15 protein-coding genes and 2 pseudogenes are annotated in these 14765 nt (G+C 60.6%); 13 read left to right on the top strand and 4 right to left on the bottom strand.

The genetic code is table 11. The annotated features are described in order from the left end of the window. Positions 1-187: pseudogene (locus tag AC1DH9_RS11120) on the top strand (transcriptional regulator); the annotation flags it as partial. 205 nt (positions 188-392) lie between these two features. Here AC1DH9_RS11120 and AC1DH9_RS11115 read toward each other — a convergent pair. Further along, on the bottom strand, positions 393-791 hold the full coding sequence (locus tag AC1DH9_RS11115) for a PA2817 family protein (protein ID WP_477808169.1): 399 nt from the start codon (positions 789-791) through the stop codon (positions 393-395). Positions 792-858: 67 nt separating this feature from the next. Then, a complete protein-coding gene (locus tag AC1DH9_RS11110) occupies positions 859-3279 on the bottom strand; it encodes an acyl-CoA dehydrogenase (RefSeq protein ID WP_477808168.1) in 2421 nt (806 codons plus the stop codon). Positions 3280-3514: 235 nt separating this feature from the next. Between AC1DH9_RS11110 and AC1DH9_RS11105 the strand changes: the two are divergent. The 4 genes and pseudogenes from AC1DH9_RS11105 to AC1DH9_RS11090 all read left to right on the top strand — a co-directional run. Continuing rightward, positions 3515-4033 (top strand): annotated as a pseudogene (locus tag AC1DH9_RS11105) (transglutaminase domain-containing protein); the annotation flags it as partial. Between the two features lie 45 nt (positions 4034-4078). Next, entirely contained in the window at positions 4079-4702 is a 624-nt protein-coding gene (locus tag AC1DH9_RS11100) for a glutathione S-transferase family protein (protein ID WP_427545273.1), read from the top strand. A 133-nt stretch (positions 4703-4835) separates the two neighbouring features. Next, a complete protein-coding gene (locus tag AC1DH9_RS11095; RefSeq protein ID WP_216743206.1) occupies positions 4836-5768 on the top strand; it encodes an ABC transporter ATP-binding protein in 933 nt (310 codons plus the stop codon). Beyond that, entirely contained in the window at positions 5765-6544 is a 780-nt protein-coding gene (locus AC1DH9_RS11090) for an ABC transporter permease (protein WP_427545275.1), read from the top strand. Before AC1DH9_RS11095 ends, AC1DH9_RS11090 begins: the two co-directional genes overlap by 4 nt. Positions 6545-6872: 328 nt before the next feature. On the opposite strand, the gene AC1DH9_RS11085 is transcribed toward AC1DH9_RS11090, so the two are convergent. Together AC1DH9_RS11085 and AC1DH9_RS11080 are read right to left on the bottom strand one after the other, a co-directional pair. Next, a complete protein-coding gene (locus AC1DH9_RS11085; RefSeq protein WP_427545277.1) occupies positions 6873-7247 on the bottom strand; it encodes a DUF6124 family protein in 375 nt (124 codons plus the stop codon). Between the two features lie 603 nt (positions 7248-7850). Beyond that, complete coding sequence (locus AC1DH9_RS11080; protein ID WP_427545279.1) at positions 7851-8366, bottom strand: DUF2062 domain-containing protein; 516 nt, start codon at positions 8364-8366, stop codon at positions 7851-7853. A gap of 135 nt (positions 8367-8501) precedes the next feature. On the opposite strand from AC1DH9_RS11080, the gene AC1DH9_RS11075 reads away from it, so the two are divergent. The 8 genes from AC1DH9_RS11075 to AC1DH9_RS11040 form a co-directional block, all read left to right on the top strand. Continuing rightward, positions 8502-10520 carry a DNA internalization-related competence protein ComEC/Rec2 gene (locus AC1DH9_RS11075; RefSeq protein WP_477808167.1) on the top strand — a complete coding sequence of 673 codons (2019 nt, stop codon included), beginning with the start codon at positions 8502-8504 and terminating at the stop codon, positions 10518-10520. Positions 10521-10630: 110 nt separating this feature from the next. Then, positions 10631-11266 (top strand): MotA/TolQ/ExbB proton channel family protein, encoded by a 636-nt coding sequence (locus AC1DH9_RS11070; protein WP_019689340.1) that lies wholly within the window; start codon positions 10631-10633, stop codon positions 11264-11266. Beyond that, the gene (locus tag AC1DH9_RS11065) at positions 11263-11691 is read left to right on the top strand and encodes an ExbD/TolR family protein (protein ID WP_054593361.1); all 429 of its coding nucleotides are present in this window, start codon (positions 11263-11265) and stop codon (positions 11689-11691) included. The genes AC1DH9_RS11070 and AC1DH9_RS11065 overlap by 4 nt, the downstream gene beginning before the upstream one ends. Next, on the top strand, positions 11691-12701 hold the full coding sequence (gene lpxK / locus AC1DH9_RS11060; RefSeq protein WP_427545282.1) for a tetraacyldisaccharide 4'-kinase: 1011 nt from the start codon (positions 11691-11693) through the stop codon (positions 12699-12701). Before AC1DH9_RS11065 ends, lpxK begins: the two co-directional genes overlap by 1 nt. Positions 12702-12725: 24 nt before the next feature. Continuing rightward, positions 12726-12911 (top strand): Trm112 family protein, encoded by a 186-nt coding sequence (locus AC1DH9_RS11055; RefSeq protein ID WP_019689343.1) that lies wholly within the window; start codon positions 12726-12728, stop codon positions 12909-12911. Further along, a complete protein-coding gene (kdsB, locus tag AC1DH9_RS11050) occupies positions 12908-13672 on the top strand; it encodes a 3-deoxy-manno-octulosonate cytidylyltransferase (protein ID WP_103317684.1) in 765 nt (254 codons plus the stop codon). Before AC1DH9_RS11055 ends, kdsB begins: the two co-directional genes overlap by 4 nt. Then, entirely contained in the window at positions 13672-14136 is a 465-nt protein-coding gene (locus AC1DH9_RS11045; RefSeq protein ID WP_054593358.1) for a low molecular weight protein-tyrosine-phosphatase, read from the top strand. Before kdsB ends, AC1DH9_RS11045 begins: the two co-directional genes overlap by 1 nt. Then, positions 14133-14765: FAD-binding protein (locus AC1DH9_RS11040; RefSeq protein ID WP_477808166.1), on the top strand; the 633-nt coding region annotated here is incomplete at its 3' end. The genes AC1DH9_RS11045 and AC1DH9_RS11040, both read left to right, overlap by 4 nt.

Below are 14765 nucleotides of genomic sequence, written 5' to 3'. Positions count from 1 at the left end.
CTATCATGGCGGCGCCTGGCTACTGCATTCGCCGACGCGCTATTTACCACCCAAGCTTCGAGTGCTTATCGATTATCTGGTGGAGTGCCTGGAGAAGGAGCCGACGCTGGGCAAACCGGGAAAGTCGAGTGGTCCGGGCAAGGTCGCGGCGGCGTATGAGTTGCCGGAGAGTGACGGGGTGCTCTGAGGGCACTTTCGCGAGCAGGGGATTTGTGAACGACGAAGAACCAATGTGGGAGCGAGCCTGCTCGCGAAGGCGGCCTGACAGCCACCGCACCAGTGTCTGGTCTACCGTCATCGCGAGCAGGCTCGCTCCCACATTGAATAATCAATGCCACAAAAAAAGGCCCGGATGTTTAACCATGCGGGCCTTTTGCATTTTTGATCCGGGATCAGTGCTTGCTGTCCTGGTTCGACAGGGTCAGCAGTTGTTTTTCCTGATTCCAGTCGAACGGTTCGTCGTTCTGTTCAGCTTCGTAACGACGTTCTTCCAGTGCCTGATACAGAGCGATTTCATCATCAGGCATGTAATGCAGGCAGTCGCCGGCGAAATRCCACAACAGGTCGCGGGGGACCAGGTGGGCAATTTGCGGATAACGGGTGATGACCTGACAAATAATGTCCTGCCCCAGGTATTGGCTTTCGATCGGATCGATTGGCAGCGACGCACGCAGTTCGTCGAAGCGCTCCAGGAACAAGGCATGACTTTCGTCTGGAACCTGCTCGGCTTCACCGACAGCGACCAGGATACTGCGCAGGAGGTCGAGCTGGACGAGAATTTGGTCGAGCATAACGGGAGTCCTCTAGATCAAAAGCAAAACGGGCGCCGGAGTATATAGCTCCAGCGCCCGCTTTTCATCATTGACCCGCCGGACGAGCCACCGCGTTAGCGGGTCTTGCCCTGCGCCAGTTCAACTCATGCAGGGTATGTGCTTCTGCGGCTTGCAGCACGCCGGCCTCCAGGGCAGCGTCGATGACGTGCTCCCCGGCACCCGGTTTGAACTGCCCGCTCTTGAGCGCAAAGTGCATTTTTTTCTGCAGCGGTTGTGCGGCGCTCAGTAAGTTGCAGGCATGTTGCAGGGCGCCAACCGGGTCATCGACCGATTGCGGCCGGTAACAGCCCCCCAGCAACTCTTCGAGCGTCGGATCGCCCTTGGCCCGGCCAATGACCGCTGCCACTTCGGCACCGAGTTTGTCCGACGGCCCTTTGTGACGGCGACCGAACGGGAACACGATCACTCGCATCAGGCAACCCAGCACCTTGCTCGGGAAGTTGCTCAGCAGTTCATCCAGCGCCCGTTCCGACTGGCCGAGACTCTCTTCCATGGCCCAGGTAAACAGCGGCGCCATGTGCTCCGGTGAGTCGAGGTCGTGGTAACGCTTGAGGGCGGCGGAAGCCAGGTACAGGTTACTCAGTACATCGCCGAGTCGGGCCGACAAACGTTCGCGACGTTTCAGTTCACCGCCCAGCAACATCATGCTCAGGTCTGCGAGCAGAGCGAATGCCGCGGCCTGACGGTTGAGGGCGCGGAAGTAGCCCTGGCTGAGTTTGTCTCCAGGTACTTGTTCGAAATGCCCGAAGCCGAGGTTCAGTACCAGGGTGCTGGCGGCGTTGCTCACGGCGAAACCGATGTGCTTGAGCAGCAGGCTGTCGAACTCCTTCAGTGCCTGGTCCTTGTCTTCACGGCTGGCGAGGGCCATTTCCTTGAGCACGAACGGATGGCAGCGGATCGCGCCTTGACCAAAGATCATCAGGTTGCGCGAAAGGATGTTCGCGCCTTCCACCGTGATGAAGATCGGTGCGCCTTGCCAGCTGCGCCCGAGGTAATTATTGGGCCCCATGATGATCGCCTTGCCACCGTGCACATCCATGGCGTGACTGATGCACTCGCGACCGCGTTCGGTGAGGTGATACTTGAGAATCGCCGAGAGCACCGAAGGTTTCTCGCCGAGATCCACCGCGTTGGCGGTGAGCATCCGCGCGGCGTCCATCATCCAGGCGTTGCCGCCGATACGTGCCAGCGCTTCCTGAATCCCTTCGAAGGCCGACAGCGGCACGTTGAATTGCTCGCGAACCTGCGCGTATTGACCGGTCACCAGGCTGGTGAACTTGGCCGCCCCGGTACCGACTGCCGGCAGCGAAATGGAACGCCCGACCGACAGGCAATTCATCAGCATCATCCAGCCTTTGCCGAGCATCTCCTGGCCGCCGATGAGGAAGTCCAACGGTACGAACACGTCCTTGCCGGAGTTCGGGCCGTTCATGAACGCGGCGCCGAGGGGCAGGTGGCGTCGACCGATGTCCACACCGGCAGTGTCGGTCGGGATCAACGCGAGGCTGATGCCAAGGTCTTCCTCGTCACCCAGCAGATGATCCGGGTCATAGGCCTTGAATGCCAGGCCGAGCAGAGTGGCAACCGGGCCCAGGGTGATGTAGCGTTTTTCCCAGTTCAGCCGAAGCCCCAGGGTTTCCTGGCCTTCCCATTCCCCTTTGCAGATCACCCCGGTGTCGGGCATGGCGCCCGCATCGGAGCCAGCGAGTGGGCCGGTCAGCGCGAAGCACGGGATGTCGTCGCCGCGTGCCAAGCGGGGCAGGTAATGGTTGCGTTGTTCATCGGTGCCGTAATGCAGCAACAGTTCGGCCGGGCCGAGGGAGTTGGGCACCATCACCGTCGATGCCAGGTCGCCGCTGCGGGTGGCCAGTTTCATCGCCACTTGCGAGTGGGCGTAGGCGGAAAATCCCTTGCCGCCGAACTCCTTGGGGATGATCAGGGCAAAAAAACCATTCTGCTTGATGTGCGCCCAGGCCTCGGCCGGCAGGTCCATCGCCTGGCCGATCTGCCAGTCGCTGACCATGGCGCAGAGCTCTTCGGTGGGGCCATCGATGAACGCCTGTTCTTCTTCGCTCAACTGCGCTTTGGGATAGGACAGCAGCTTGTTCCAGTCCGGACGCCCGCTGAACAGCTCGCCATCCCACCAGACGGTGCCGGCATCGATGGCATCGCGTTCGGTTTGCGACATCGGCGGCAGGGTTTTCTGGAACCAGTTGAACAGCGGGGCACTGAAGTATTTGCGTCGCAGGTCGGGCAGCAGCAGTGGCGCCGCGACGACGGCCAGCGCGATCCAGAAAATCAGCAGCAGCCAGCCTGGCGCATGGCTGAAGGCTCCCATCGCCAGCAGATAGATCGCCACGATACCCAGGGCGGGCAGGGGCGCGATGCGGCGGTGAGCCAGCCAGGCAATCCCGACCACCAGAACCAGTATCCACAACAGCAGCATATTCAATCCTCCGTGAAGCCAGGGTCAAAACCACCTTCAGAGCTTAGACGGCATCTGCAAAACGGGGTGGTCAGAGCGATGTGTTTGAAATCGTGGGAAACAGCGGTGAATTTCGTGAGTGATAGTGCTGACGGACGCTGTAAAAAAGCTCCGCTGAGCGTGCGACAAGCGCTGATGTTTGGCCGAAACGTCATTATCTCTGTGCCAGGTCTGCCGATAGACTCAGGGCTTCTCCCGCTACAACCCCTACACCTTCAGCCGTGATCCCGCGACCTTGCGCGGCAGTTATGCACTGGCCACCGGCGAGAGCTACTGCGTGCCCAAAGCCACTTTGCTGGCCGGTTGCGCGCGGCACTGCGGGATCGCCGCGCGGATCGGTCTTGCGGATGTGCGCAATCACCTGTCGACCCCGCGCTTGATYGAGTTGCTCAAGAGTGACGTGTTCGCCATGCACGGTTACACCGAGTTGTATTTGCAGGGGCGCTGGGTCAAGGCCACACCGGCGTTCAACCAGAAGCTCTGTGAGCTGTTCGATGTACCGGCGCTGGAATTCGACGGGATCAATGACAGCATCTTCCACCCGTTCAATCGCCAGGGGCTGCAATCGATGGAGTATCTGGTCGACCATGGCCAGTTCGCCGATGTGCCCGAAGCGTTCTTCTTCGAGTACCTGGAAAAACTCTACCCGCATTTGTTCGGTGAGCAGTCGCCAGCCCTGTTGGGCGACATGCAGAGCGATTTGAGTCGCGGCTGATCCGGGGCGTAGACTGCCCCGGCATTCATCCATCGAGGAGCGGTCATGCTGAAGATCTGGGGTCGGAAAAATTCGTCGAATGTCAGAAAGGCACTGTGGTGCGCCGAAGAACTCGGGCTGAACTACGAAACGCAGGATGCGGGCGGGGCTTTTGGTGTGGTCGACACACCGGAATATCGCGCGATGAACCCTAATGGCCGCATTCCGGTGATTGAAGACGACGGTTTTGTGCTGTGGGAATCCAACGCCATCGTGCGTTACCTGGCTGCCCGTCACGCAGCGGGTTCGAACTGGTTCCCGGCCGACGTGCAGGCCCGGGCGAGTGCGGAAAAGTGGATGGACTGGACCACTTCGTCGTTTGCCGAACCTTTCCGCCAGGTGTTCTGGGGCGTATTGCGTACCCCGGCCGATCAGCAGGATTGGGTTGCGATCAACGCGGCGCAGAAAACCTGCGAGCAATTGCTGTCGATGGTTGATCAGGCATTGGCGCAAAAGCCGTATTTGTCCGGTGACGAGATCGGCGCGGGCGATATTCCGTTGGGCAGCTTTATCTATGCCTGGTTCGAGATGCCCATCGAGCGAGCRCCAATGCCTCATCTGCAAGCCTGGTATGCGCGCCTGAAGCAACGTCCGGCTTATCAAAAAGCCGTCATGACCGCGTTGACTTAATACTGACTATCAACACACTTGACTGTACTTGTGCGGCGTCGCCAAGCACCATTGCGTTTATGCGCCGCGGTTGCATGGGTCGCCGCCCGCTCTTGTTTATTCCTGACTTCCCTTCTTGGTGCGTAAATCCGATATGAGTTCTGCTCTGTCCATCCGGCAGCTAACCAAAACCTACGGCAACGGTTTCCAGGCCTTGAGTGGTATCGATCTGGATGTCGCCGAAGGTGACTTTTTTGCCTTGCTCGGCCCCAACGGCGCCGGCAAATCCACGACCATCGGCATTCTCTCGACCCTGGTGAACAAGACCAGCGGAACGGTGAATATCTTTGGCCACGACCTGGACCGCGACCCGGCGGGGCTCAAGCGCTGCATCGGCGTGGTGCCGCAGGAATTCAACTTTAACCAGTTCGAAAAGACCTTCGATATTGTCGTGACCCAGGCCGGTTACTACGGTATCCCGCCCAAAATCGCCAAGGAACGCGCTGAGCAATACCTGACTCAGCTCGGCCTGTGGGACAAGCGCGATGTGCCGTCACGCTCACTGTCGGGCGGCATGAAGCGTCGACTGATGATTGCGCGTGCGCTGGTGCATGAACCGCGCCTGCTGATCCTCGACGAACCGACTGCCGGCGTGGACATCGAACTGCGTCGCTCGATGTGGACCTTCCTCACCGAGCTGAACCAGAAAGGCATCACCATCATCCTCACCACGCATTACCTGGAAGAGGCTGAGCAGCTGTGCCGCAACATCGGCATCATCGACCACGGCACCATCGTCGAAAACACCAGCATGCGTAACCTGCTCAGCCAGCTGCATGTCGAGACGTTCCTGCTGGACCTGAAGAACGACATGACGGTGGCGCCGCAGTTGATTGGCTATCCGACTCGTCTGGTCGATAGCCACACCCTGGAAGTCCAGGTCGACAAGGCCGTCGGCATCACCGCGTTGTTCGGTCAGTTGGCCGCGCAGCACATCGAAGTGCTGAGCCTGCGCAACAAAACCAATCGCCTTGAGGAGTTGTTCGTGTCTCTGGTGGAGAAAAATCTGGCGAAGGTGGCCGTATGAGTTCCGAACTGAAACCCAACCTCATTGCACTCAATACCATTGTTTACCGTGAGGTCCGGCGTTTTACCCGGATCTGGCCGCAGACCCTGCTGCCGCCGGCCATCACCATGGTTCTGTACTTTGTGATCTTCGGTAATCTGATTGGCCGGCAAATCGGTGATATGGGTGGCTTCACCTATATGGAATACATCGTGCCGGGCTTGATCATGATGTCGGTGATCACCAACGCCTACGGCAACGTGGTCTCGAGCTTTTTCGGCAGCAAATTCCAGCGCTCCATCGAAGAACTGATGGTTTCACCGGTTTCGCCGCACACCATTCTGATCGGCTACACCGTGGGCGGGGTGCTGCGTGGCCTGGCGGTGGGCGTGATCGTGACGCTGCTTTCGCTGTTCTTCACTCACCTGCAAGTTCACCATTTGGGGATTACCCTGCTGGTGGTGCTGCTGACGGCAACGATCTTTTCGCTGCTGGGGTTCATCAACGCGGTGTTTGCGCGCAACTTCGATGACATTTCGATTATCCCGACGTTCGTGCTGACGCCATTGACCTACCTGGGCGGGGTGTTCTATTCGATCAGCCTGCTGCCACCGTTCTGGCAGACCGTGTCGCTGGCCAACCCGGTGCTGCACATGGTCAACGCTTTCCGTTACGGCATCCTCGGCGTTTCGGACATCAAGATCAGCATCGCCATTACCTTCATGCTGGTAGCAACCGTCGTGCTGTACATCGGTTGCGCGCGGTTGCTGGTCAGCGGACGCGGGATGCGCACCTAACCTGCGGCAAACTCGATCCTTGTGGGAGCGAGCTTGCTCGCGAAGGCGTGATTGCCAGCACTGCAATAAATGCGTACTACACAAAAAAACGGCCTCCCGAGTGGACAATGCCAGTCAGTTAAGCGCAATCCATGTGGGAGCGAGCCTGCTCGCGATGACGGCATAACATTCAACATCAATGTTGACTGACCCACCGCTATCGTCGGAACGCCGCCCGGAGCCGGCTCGCTCCCACAGGTTTGTGCCTTAACTGACAGGAATTATCCCAAGTGGAGGCCTTTTTTATTGATGATCGTTCCCACGCGGGAACGATCAGCGTGTTGGCGTGCTACTGCGGTGAGTCCGGTGGATCGAGGTGATCCAGCGCCCGATTCACCGCCAACTCGGCCAGYGAAATCATCTGYTGAATCGCCAGYGCGGTATTGCGYTTGGGRCCTTCRAGCTCAAACGCCAGATCGCTGGCCATGACATTSACCGAGGCGAGGGTCTCGCAGGCGTGGGCCAGCAGGGTTTCRCTGTCGACGTCGGGRGCGATGACRAAAATGCAGCCGGGRCGTCGGTCGGCTARCAATGTCTTGGTTTCCGGCAGCACCAGGTAATGRTCSAGCGCACGGTGCGCGGCGGCGTGGAGTTCTTTTGARTTGAGGGAGGCGTAGGGAGAAACCGGATCGGTTTCGGGTGGATTTGGAGTTGGTTTGAACATTGTCGTAATTTCCTCTTTGGAGCTACCACCGATTCGCTGCTAAACGAAAGGGTGGCGGCTGTACGCAGGTTAGCAGACCGGGAGGAATCACGAAAAACCGGCGCACCCGAGGGTGCCCTGCGCACAGCCACCATAGAGTTCAGGGATGGAATACCTGAATTTCTGAAGTGCAGTGCACCTACGTGAAACCTCCGAGCTGCTAAACCCGATCGCTGATGGGCAGCGACAGGAGAACAATAGAAGCGAGGACCAAAGCGCACAAGCCGGCGGATTCTGGCGCAGGTGTAGGCCGTGACGCAAGGCGTTGTAGCCTCTGATGGGCGCTGTGTAGGCAAGCTTAAACACCCGTCGTAGCAGCTGCCGAGCCCGCGAGGCTGCGTTCGGTCTGGGCCGCATCCGGACGAAGCGGTCGTAAAATCAGGCAACACGTTCGTTCAGGAAAACCGCGTACGCCGGATTGGCGAGGACTGCGTCCTCGAACGCAGCCTCGCGGGCTCGGCAGCTGCTACGACGGGTGCGGTCCTGTAATTGGCTGTTTGATCGTTCTCATGCGCCGCAAAGGAATGCCTCTAGGGACGCGGAGCGTCACGGGCTCGACAGCTGCTACATCCGGCTTCGCCTGCGCCGCGTCCATTGCCGACCGACCCACCAGCGCCAGTAGGTCATGGTCAGGCAGTAGGCCAACGCGCCGAGCACCAGGCCAGTCACCACCGAGCCCAGCAGAAACGGTTGCCAAAGAGTCGACAGCTCACCGCTGATCCATTCCCAGGTCAGCTCATCCGGCAGGCTGCGGGCGGGGACATCCATCAGCCAGGCGCCGGTCTGATAGGTGCAGTAAAACACCACGGGCATGGTGATCGGGTTGGTCAGCCAGACCAGGCTCACCGCGATCGGAATATTGCCACGCACCCAAATGGCAAGCATTGCCGCCACCAGCATTTGCAACGGAATCGGTAGAAACGCGGCGAACACGCCGATGGCCATGGCGCGCGCAACCGAATGCCGATTGAGGTGCCAGAGGTTCGGGTCGTGCAGCAGCGTGCCGAGAAAGCGTAAGGATTTGTGTTCCCGGATGCTGGTCGGGTCTGGCATGTAACGTTTGAATAAGCGCCGGGGCATAAGGCTTCTCGGTCGGTTCAAGCGGCAAGTATGCCCGGATTCTACAGAGCGCCCGTTCAGACTTTGTGACAATTAATAAACGCGGACTTTGGTAACTCGGCTAATCCAAGAGAGGGGACTCTCAAGGACAGGCTAATGCGCACAGGGATGTTGGCGCTCGCGTTGGGTCTGTTGGCCTTGCGTTTTTTACCGGTGTTGCCACCGGTCTGGTTACTGCTGTTGCTGCCCGTACTGGCATTGATGCTGTTGCCATTTCGCACGTACCCACTGGCGTTTTTTCTGTTCGGTTTCAGCTGGGCCTGTGCCAGTGCGCACTGGGCTTTGGCAGATCGTTTGGCGCCGGACCTCGACGGGCAAACCCGCTGGGTCGAAGGACGAGTCGTCGGCTTGCCGCAGAACGCGCAAGGCGTGGTGCGTTTCGAGTTGGCCGATAGCGAGTCGCGGCGCACACGCTTGCCGGGTTTGATGCGGTTGGCCTGGTACGACGGTCCGACGGTCAACAGCGGTGAGCGCTGGCGACTGGCGGTGAAATTGAAGCGCCCCACAGGCCTCCTCAATCCGCAGGGCTTTGATTACGACGCCTGGCTGTTGGCACAACGCATCGGCGCCACGGGAAGCGTCAAGGACGGGCAGTTGCTCCGGCCTGCACAAGGGGCCTGGCGTGATGCTGTTCGCCAGCGTTTGCTGGCGGTCGATGCGCAAGGGCGCGAGGGGGCGTTGGCGGCGCTGGTGCTGGGCGACGGCTCTGGATTGAGCAGCGAAGACTGGCGCGTGTTGCAAGACACCGGCACTGTGCATTTGCTGGTGATTTCCGGGCAGCACATCGGTTTGCTGGCCGGAATGGTTTATCTACTGATTGCCGGGTTGGCGCGTTATGGATTGTGGCCGCAGAGGTTGCCCTGGTTGCCGTGGGCCTGCGGCATGGCCTTCGCGGCGGCGCTCGGCTATGGGTTGCTCGCCGGTTTCGAGGTGCCGGTGCGCCGAGCCTGCGTGATGATCGGTCTGGTGCTGTTATGGCGCCTGCGGTTTCGTCATCTGGGTGCCTGGTGGCCTTTGCTGCTGGCGTTGAATACGGTGTTGTTGCTTGAGCCGTTGGCCAGTTTGCAGCCGGGATTCTGGTTGTCATTTGCAGCGGTGGCGGTGCTGATCTTCACCTTCAGCGGCCGCTTGGGCGCCTGGCGCTGGTGGCAAACCTGGACGCGTGCGCAATGGCTGATCGCGATTGGCTTGTGCCCGTTGCTGCTGATACTCGGTTTGCCCATCAGCCTCAGTGGTCCGCTGACCAATCTGCTGGCGGTGCCCTGGATCAGTCTGGTGGTGCTGCCCCCGGCCTTGCTGGGGACATTGTTGCTGCCGCTGCCTTATGTCGGCGAAGGGCTGTTGTGGCTGGCCGGCGGTTTGCTTGACGTGCTGTTCAACGGTCTGGCGTTGGTGGCCGGGCGGATACCGGCATGGGTTGCCCCGGTAATTCCCCTTTGGGTCTGGGGGATAAGTGCGTTTGGCGCTTTTCTACTGTTGTTGCCCAAAGGCCTGCCCATGCGGTTGTTGGGCTGGCCGATGCTGCTGTTGATGGTGTTCCCGCCACTCAGAACCGTACCTGACGGCATGGCTGAAATCTGGCAACTGGACGTCGGCCAGGGCTTGGCCATAGTGGTTCGCACGCGTCATCACACGTTGCTCTATGACGCCGGTCCGCGTTTCGGTGATTTCGATTTGGGCGAGCGGGTGGTGTTGCCGTCGTTGCGCAAGCTCGGTGTGCGCAAGCTGGAGGTGATGCTGATCAGTCATGCCGATGCCGATCACGCCGGTGGCGCGCGCTCGGTCGCAAGCGGATTGCCGGTGGCGCAGGTGCTCAGCGGTGATCCCGAAGCCCTGCCGGCCGAGTTGTACGCGCAGGCCTGCGAGAGCGGGCAACGCTGGGAGTGGGACGGTGTGGGTTTTACGCTCTGGCAATGGTCCGGAGCGAGCGAAAGCAACCAGAAATCCTGCGTCCTGCAGATCGAAGCCAACGGCGAGCGTCTGTTGTTGACTGGCGACATCGACGCCCGGGCCGAGCAGGGCGCCTTGCGTTTGCGTCTGGGGGCGTTCGAGGCGCCCGAGTCACTGCGCCAGCAGCCACGTTTCTGGCGTGCACCGCCGTTTGTCAGCCAATAACCACCGGTCATCAGCGCGGCGCGCCATGCGACACACGGTCTGTGGCGTGTCGGGTCTCTCTGTCGAGTCTGTATGTTAAAGTGGCGCACTTTTTCGAGGGGACTGTCACTGTGTGGGAATTGGTCAAATCCGGCGGCTGGATGATGCTGCCGATCATTCTGAGTTCCATCGCGGCAATGGCGATCGTTGCCGAGCGTCTCTGGACCTTGCGCGCCAGCCGTGTGACCCCGGAGCATTTGCTCGGGCAGGTCTGGGTCTGGATCAAGGACAAGCAACTCAATAAGGAAAAACTCAAGGAACTGCGCGCCAACTCGCCGTTGGGTGAGATCCTTGCGGCGGGCCTGGCCAACTCCAAGCATGGTCGCGAGATCATGAAAGAGTGCATCGAAGAGGCCGCTGCCCGGGTGATCCACGAGCTGGAACGCTACATCAACGCGCTGGGCACCATCGCTGCCATGGCGCCGTTGCTCGGCCTGCTCGGCACGGTGCTGGGCATGATCGATATCTTCAGTTCGTTCATGAGCACCGGCATGACCACTAACGCTGCGGTGCTGGCCGGCGGTATTTCCAAAGCCTTGATCACCACGGCTTCGGGCCTGATCGTCGGTATCCCGTCGGTGTTCTTCCACCGGTTCCTGCAACGGCGCATCGATGAACTCGTCGTGGGCATGGAGCAGGAAGCCATCAAGCTGGTTGAAGTGGTGCAGGGCGACCGTGACGTCGATCTGGCTGAGGGCAAAGCGTGAAATTCCGCCGTAAGCAACGGGAGAACGTGGACATCAACCTCGTGTCGCTGATCGACGTGGTGTTTGTCCTGCTGCTGTTCTTCGTCGTGACCACCACCTTTACCCGGGAAACCCAGCTGCGCGTCGACCTGCCGGAAGCTGTCAGCGGGTCACCTGCCGAAGACCAGCAGGCCAAGCAACTGGACATCGCCATCAGCGCCGACGGCGTGTTTTCGGTCAACAACCAATTGTTGCCGAAGAACGATCTGGCCAGCCTGATCGACGCCTTGAAGACGGCGTCGAATGGCGACACCAACTCGCCGCTGTCGATCAGCGCCGATGGCAAAACCCAGCATCAGGCCGTCGTCACGGCGATGGATGCCGCGGGCAAGCTGGGTTTCACCCACTTGCGCATGACCACCGTTGAGGCGGCGCCGGCACCCTGATGGCCATGTCCGATCGTTTGCTCGCCGCCTGGTATGCCGGTCATCCGGCGCTGAAACTGTTGCAGCCACTGGAGTGGCTGTACCGGCGCGTGGTCACGGCCAAGCGTGAACGGTTTCTGGCCGGCCAAGGCGAGATCTACCAGCCGCCCGTGCCGCTGATCGTGGTCGGCAACATTACGGTGGGCGGTACCGGCAAGACGCCGTTGATCCTGTGGATGATCGACCACTGCCAGCGCAGTGGCCTGCGGGTGGGCGTGGTCAGTCGCGGTTATGGCGCCAAACCGCCGCAATTGCCCTGGCGGGTCGAAGGCGGGCAGAGCGCGGCCATCGCAGGTGACGAACCGCTGTTGATCGTCCAGCGCACCGGTGTGCCATTGATGATTGACCCCGATCGCAGTCGCGCCGTGCAGGCACTGCTGGCCGCCGAGCCGCTGGATCTGATCCTGTCTGACGATGGCATGCAGCATTACCGTCTGGCACGCGATCTTGAGCTGGTGTTGATCGATGCCGCACGCGGACTGGGCAATAAACGCTGCCTGCCGGCGGGCCCTCTGCGTGAGCCGGTCGAACGCCTGCAAAGCGTCGATGCGCTGCTCTACAACGGTGCCACGGCCGATCGCGACGACGGCTTTGCGTTCCAGCTGCAACCGACCGCGCTGGTCAACCTGCTGACGGGCGAACGGCGCTCGCTTGAGCATTTCCCCGCTGGCCAGGCCTTGCACGCGGTGGCCGGAATCGGTAATCCGCAACGTTTCTTCAACACCCTTGAAACGCTACACTGGCAGCCTGTTCCACATGCTTTTGCCGACCACGCCGAATACAGCGCGGCGGCTTTGAATTTCACGCCGTCACTGCCGTTGGTGATGACCGAGAAGGATGCGGTGAAATGCCGAACCTTCGCGGCCGCCGACTGGTGGTATCTGGCGGTCGATGCTGCGCCATCACCGGCCTTCGTGGCCTGGTTCGATACGCAGTTGATGCGGCTGTTGCCCGCGCGGCTTTTGCCTTAAAACGCTTTTTTCCAGGGAATGCTCATGGACACCAAATTGCTCGACATCCTCGCTTGCCCGATCTGCAAAGGTCCGCTCAAGCTCAGCGCCGATAAAACCGAGCTGATCAGCAAAGGCGCCGGTCTGGCCTATCCGATTCGTGATGGCATTCCGGTGATGCTCGAAAGCGAAGCGCGCACCCTGACGGCAGAAGAGCGTCTGGATAAATGAGCACTGCCTTCACCGTTGTGATTCCGTCGCGTTTTGCTTCCACCCGTCTGCCGGGCAAGCCTCTGCAAATGATTGCCGGCAAGCCGATGATCCAGCACGTTTGGGAACAGGCGAGCAAAAGCAGCGCGCAGCGGGTGGTGGTTGCCACGGACGATGCGCGCATTGTCGAGGCCTGCAAGGCGTTTGGCGCTGAAGTGGTGATGACCCGCGAGGACCACAACTCCGGCACCGATCGCCTGGCTGAAGTCGCTGCCCAACTGGGCCTGGCGCCGGACGCTATCGTGGTCAACGTGCAGGGCGACGAACCGTTGATTCCGCCGAGTGTGATCGATCAGGTTGCGGCCAACCTGGCGGCCCATACCGAAGCGCGCATGGCGACCCTCGCCGAGCCGATCGAAGACGTTGAAACCCTGTTCAACCCCAACGTGGTCAAGGTCGTCAGCGATCTGAATGGTCTGGCGCTGACGTTCAGCCGCGCCACGTTGCCGTGGGCGCGGGACGACTTCGCCAAGAGCCGCGAGCAATTGCCGGCTGGCGTTCCTTACCGTCGGCACATTGGCATCTATGCCTATCGCGCCGGTTTCCTGCATGACTTTGTCAGCTGGGGCCCGTGCTGGCTGGAAAACACCGAGTCTCTGGAGCAGCTGCGTGCCCTGTGGCACGGTGTGCGGATTCACGTTGCCGATGCACTGATTGCACCGCCACCGGGTGTCGACACGGCGGAAGACCTCGAACGCGTTCGTCGCCTGCTGGAGGCCTGATGCGGGTTCTGTTCGTCTGCCTGGGCAACATCTGCCGTTCACCCACGGCTGAAGGGGTGCTGCGACACAAACTGCGTGAAGCCGGTCTGGCCGATCAGGTCGAAGTGGCTTCTGCGGGCACCGGTGACTGGCATATCGGCAAGGCGCCGGACAAGCGCAGCCAGGCTGCCGCGCTGCGCCGTGGTTATGACCTGTCCGCGCAACGCGCCCAACAGGTMACGCGTGCCGACTTTTCCAGCTATGACCTGATCCTCGCCATGGACCATAGCAACCTGCGCAACCTCAAGGCGTTGCAACCGGCCAAGGGCAGGGCAGAGCTGGATTTATTCCTGCGCCGCTATGAGTCGAGCGTGGATGAAGTGCCGGATCCTTATTACGACGGCGATCAAGGTTTCGAGCAGGTGCTGGACCTGATCGAGCGTGCCAGTGATTTGCTGGTGATTGAATTGAAGGGACGCTTATGACTTTGCACCTGCAATCGCAGGTTTCGCTGAAGCCGTACAACACCTTTGGCGTGGACGTGCGCGCGCAATTATTTGCCGAAGCCCACAGTGATGCCGATGTGCGCGAGGCGCTGGCGTATTCGGCCGCGCACGCCATGCCGCTGCTGGTGATTGGCGGTGGCAGCAACCTGTTGCTGACCGCAGACATTGCCGCGCTGGTGTTGCGCATGGCCACCCGTGGTATCCGGGTGTTGAGCGACAACGGCAGTCAGGTGGTGATCGAAGCCGAGGCCGGCGAAAGCTGGCACCCGTTCGTTCAATGGACACTGGCGCAAGGCCTGTCGGGCCTTGAGAACCTCAGCCTGATCCCCGGCACCGTCGGTGCCGCGCCGATGCAGAACATCGGGGCCTATGGGGTCGAGATCAAGGATGTGTTCGCCGGTCTGACCGCGCTGGACCGCCAGACCGGCGAGCTGCGCGATTTCACGCTGGCCGAGTGCAACTTTGCCTACCGCGACAGCCTGTTCAAGCAGCAGGTCGGTCGCTGGCTGATCCTGCGGGTACGTTTCGCCCTGAACCGCGTCGAGCATCTGCATCTGGAATACGGCCCGGTTCGTCAGCGCCTGACCGAGCAGGGCATCGATCATCCC

The sequence above is a fragment of the Pseudomonas sp. 05T35 genome (assembly GCF_056396605.1).
This window is presented reverse-complemented; position numbering and strand designations above follow the sequence as displayed.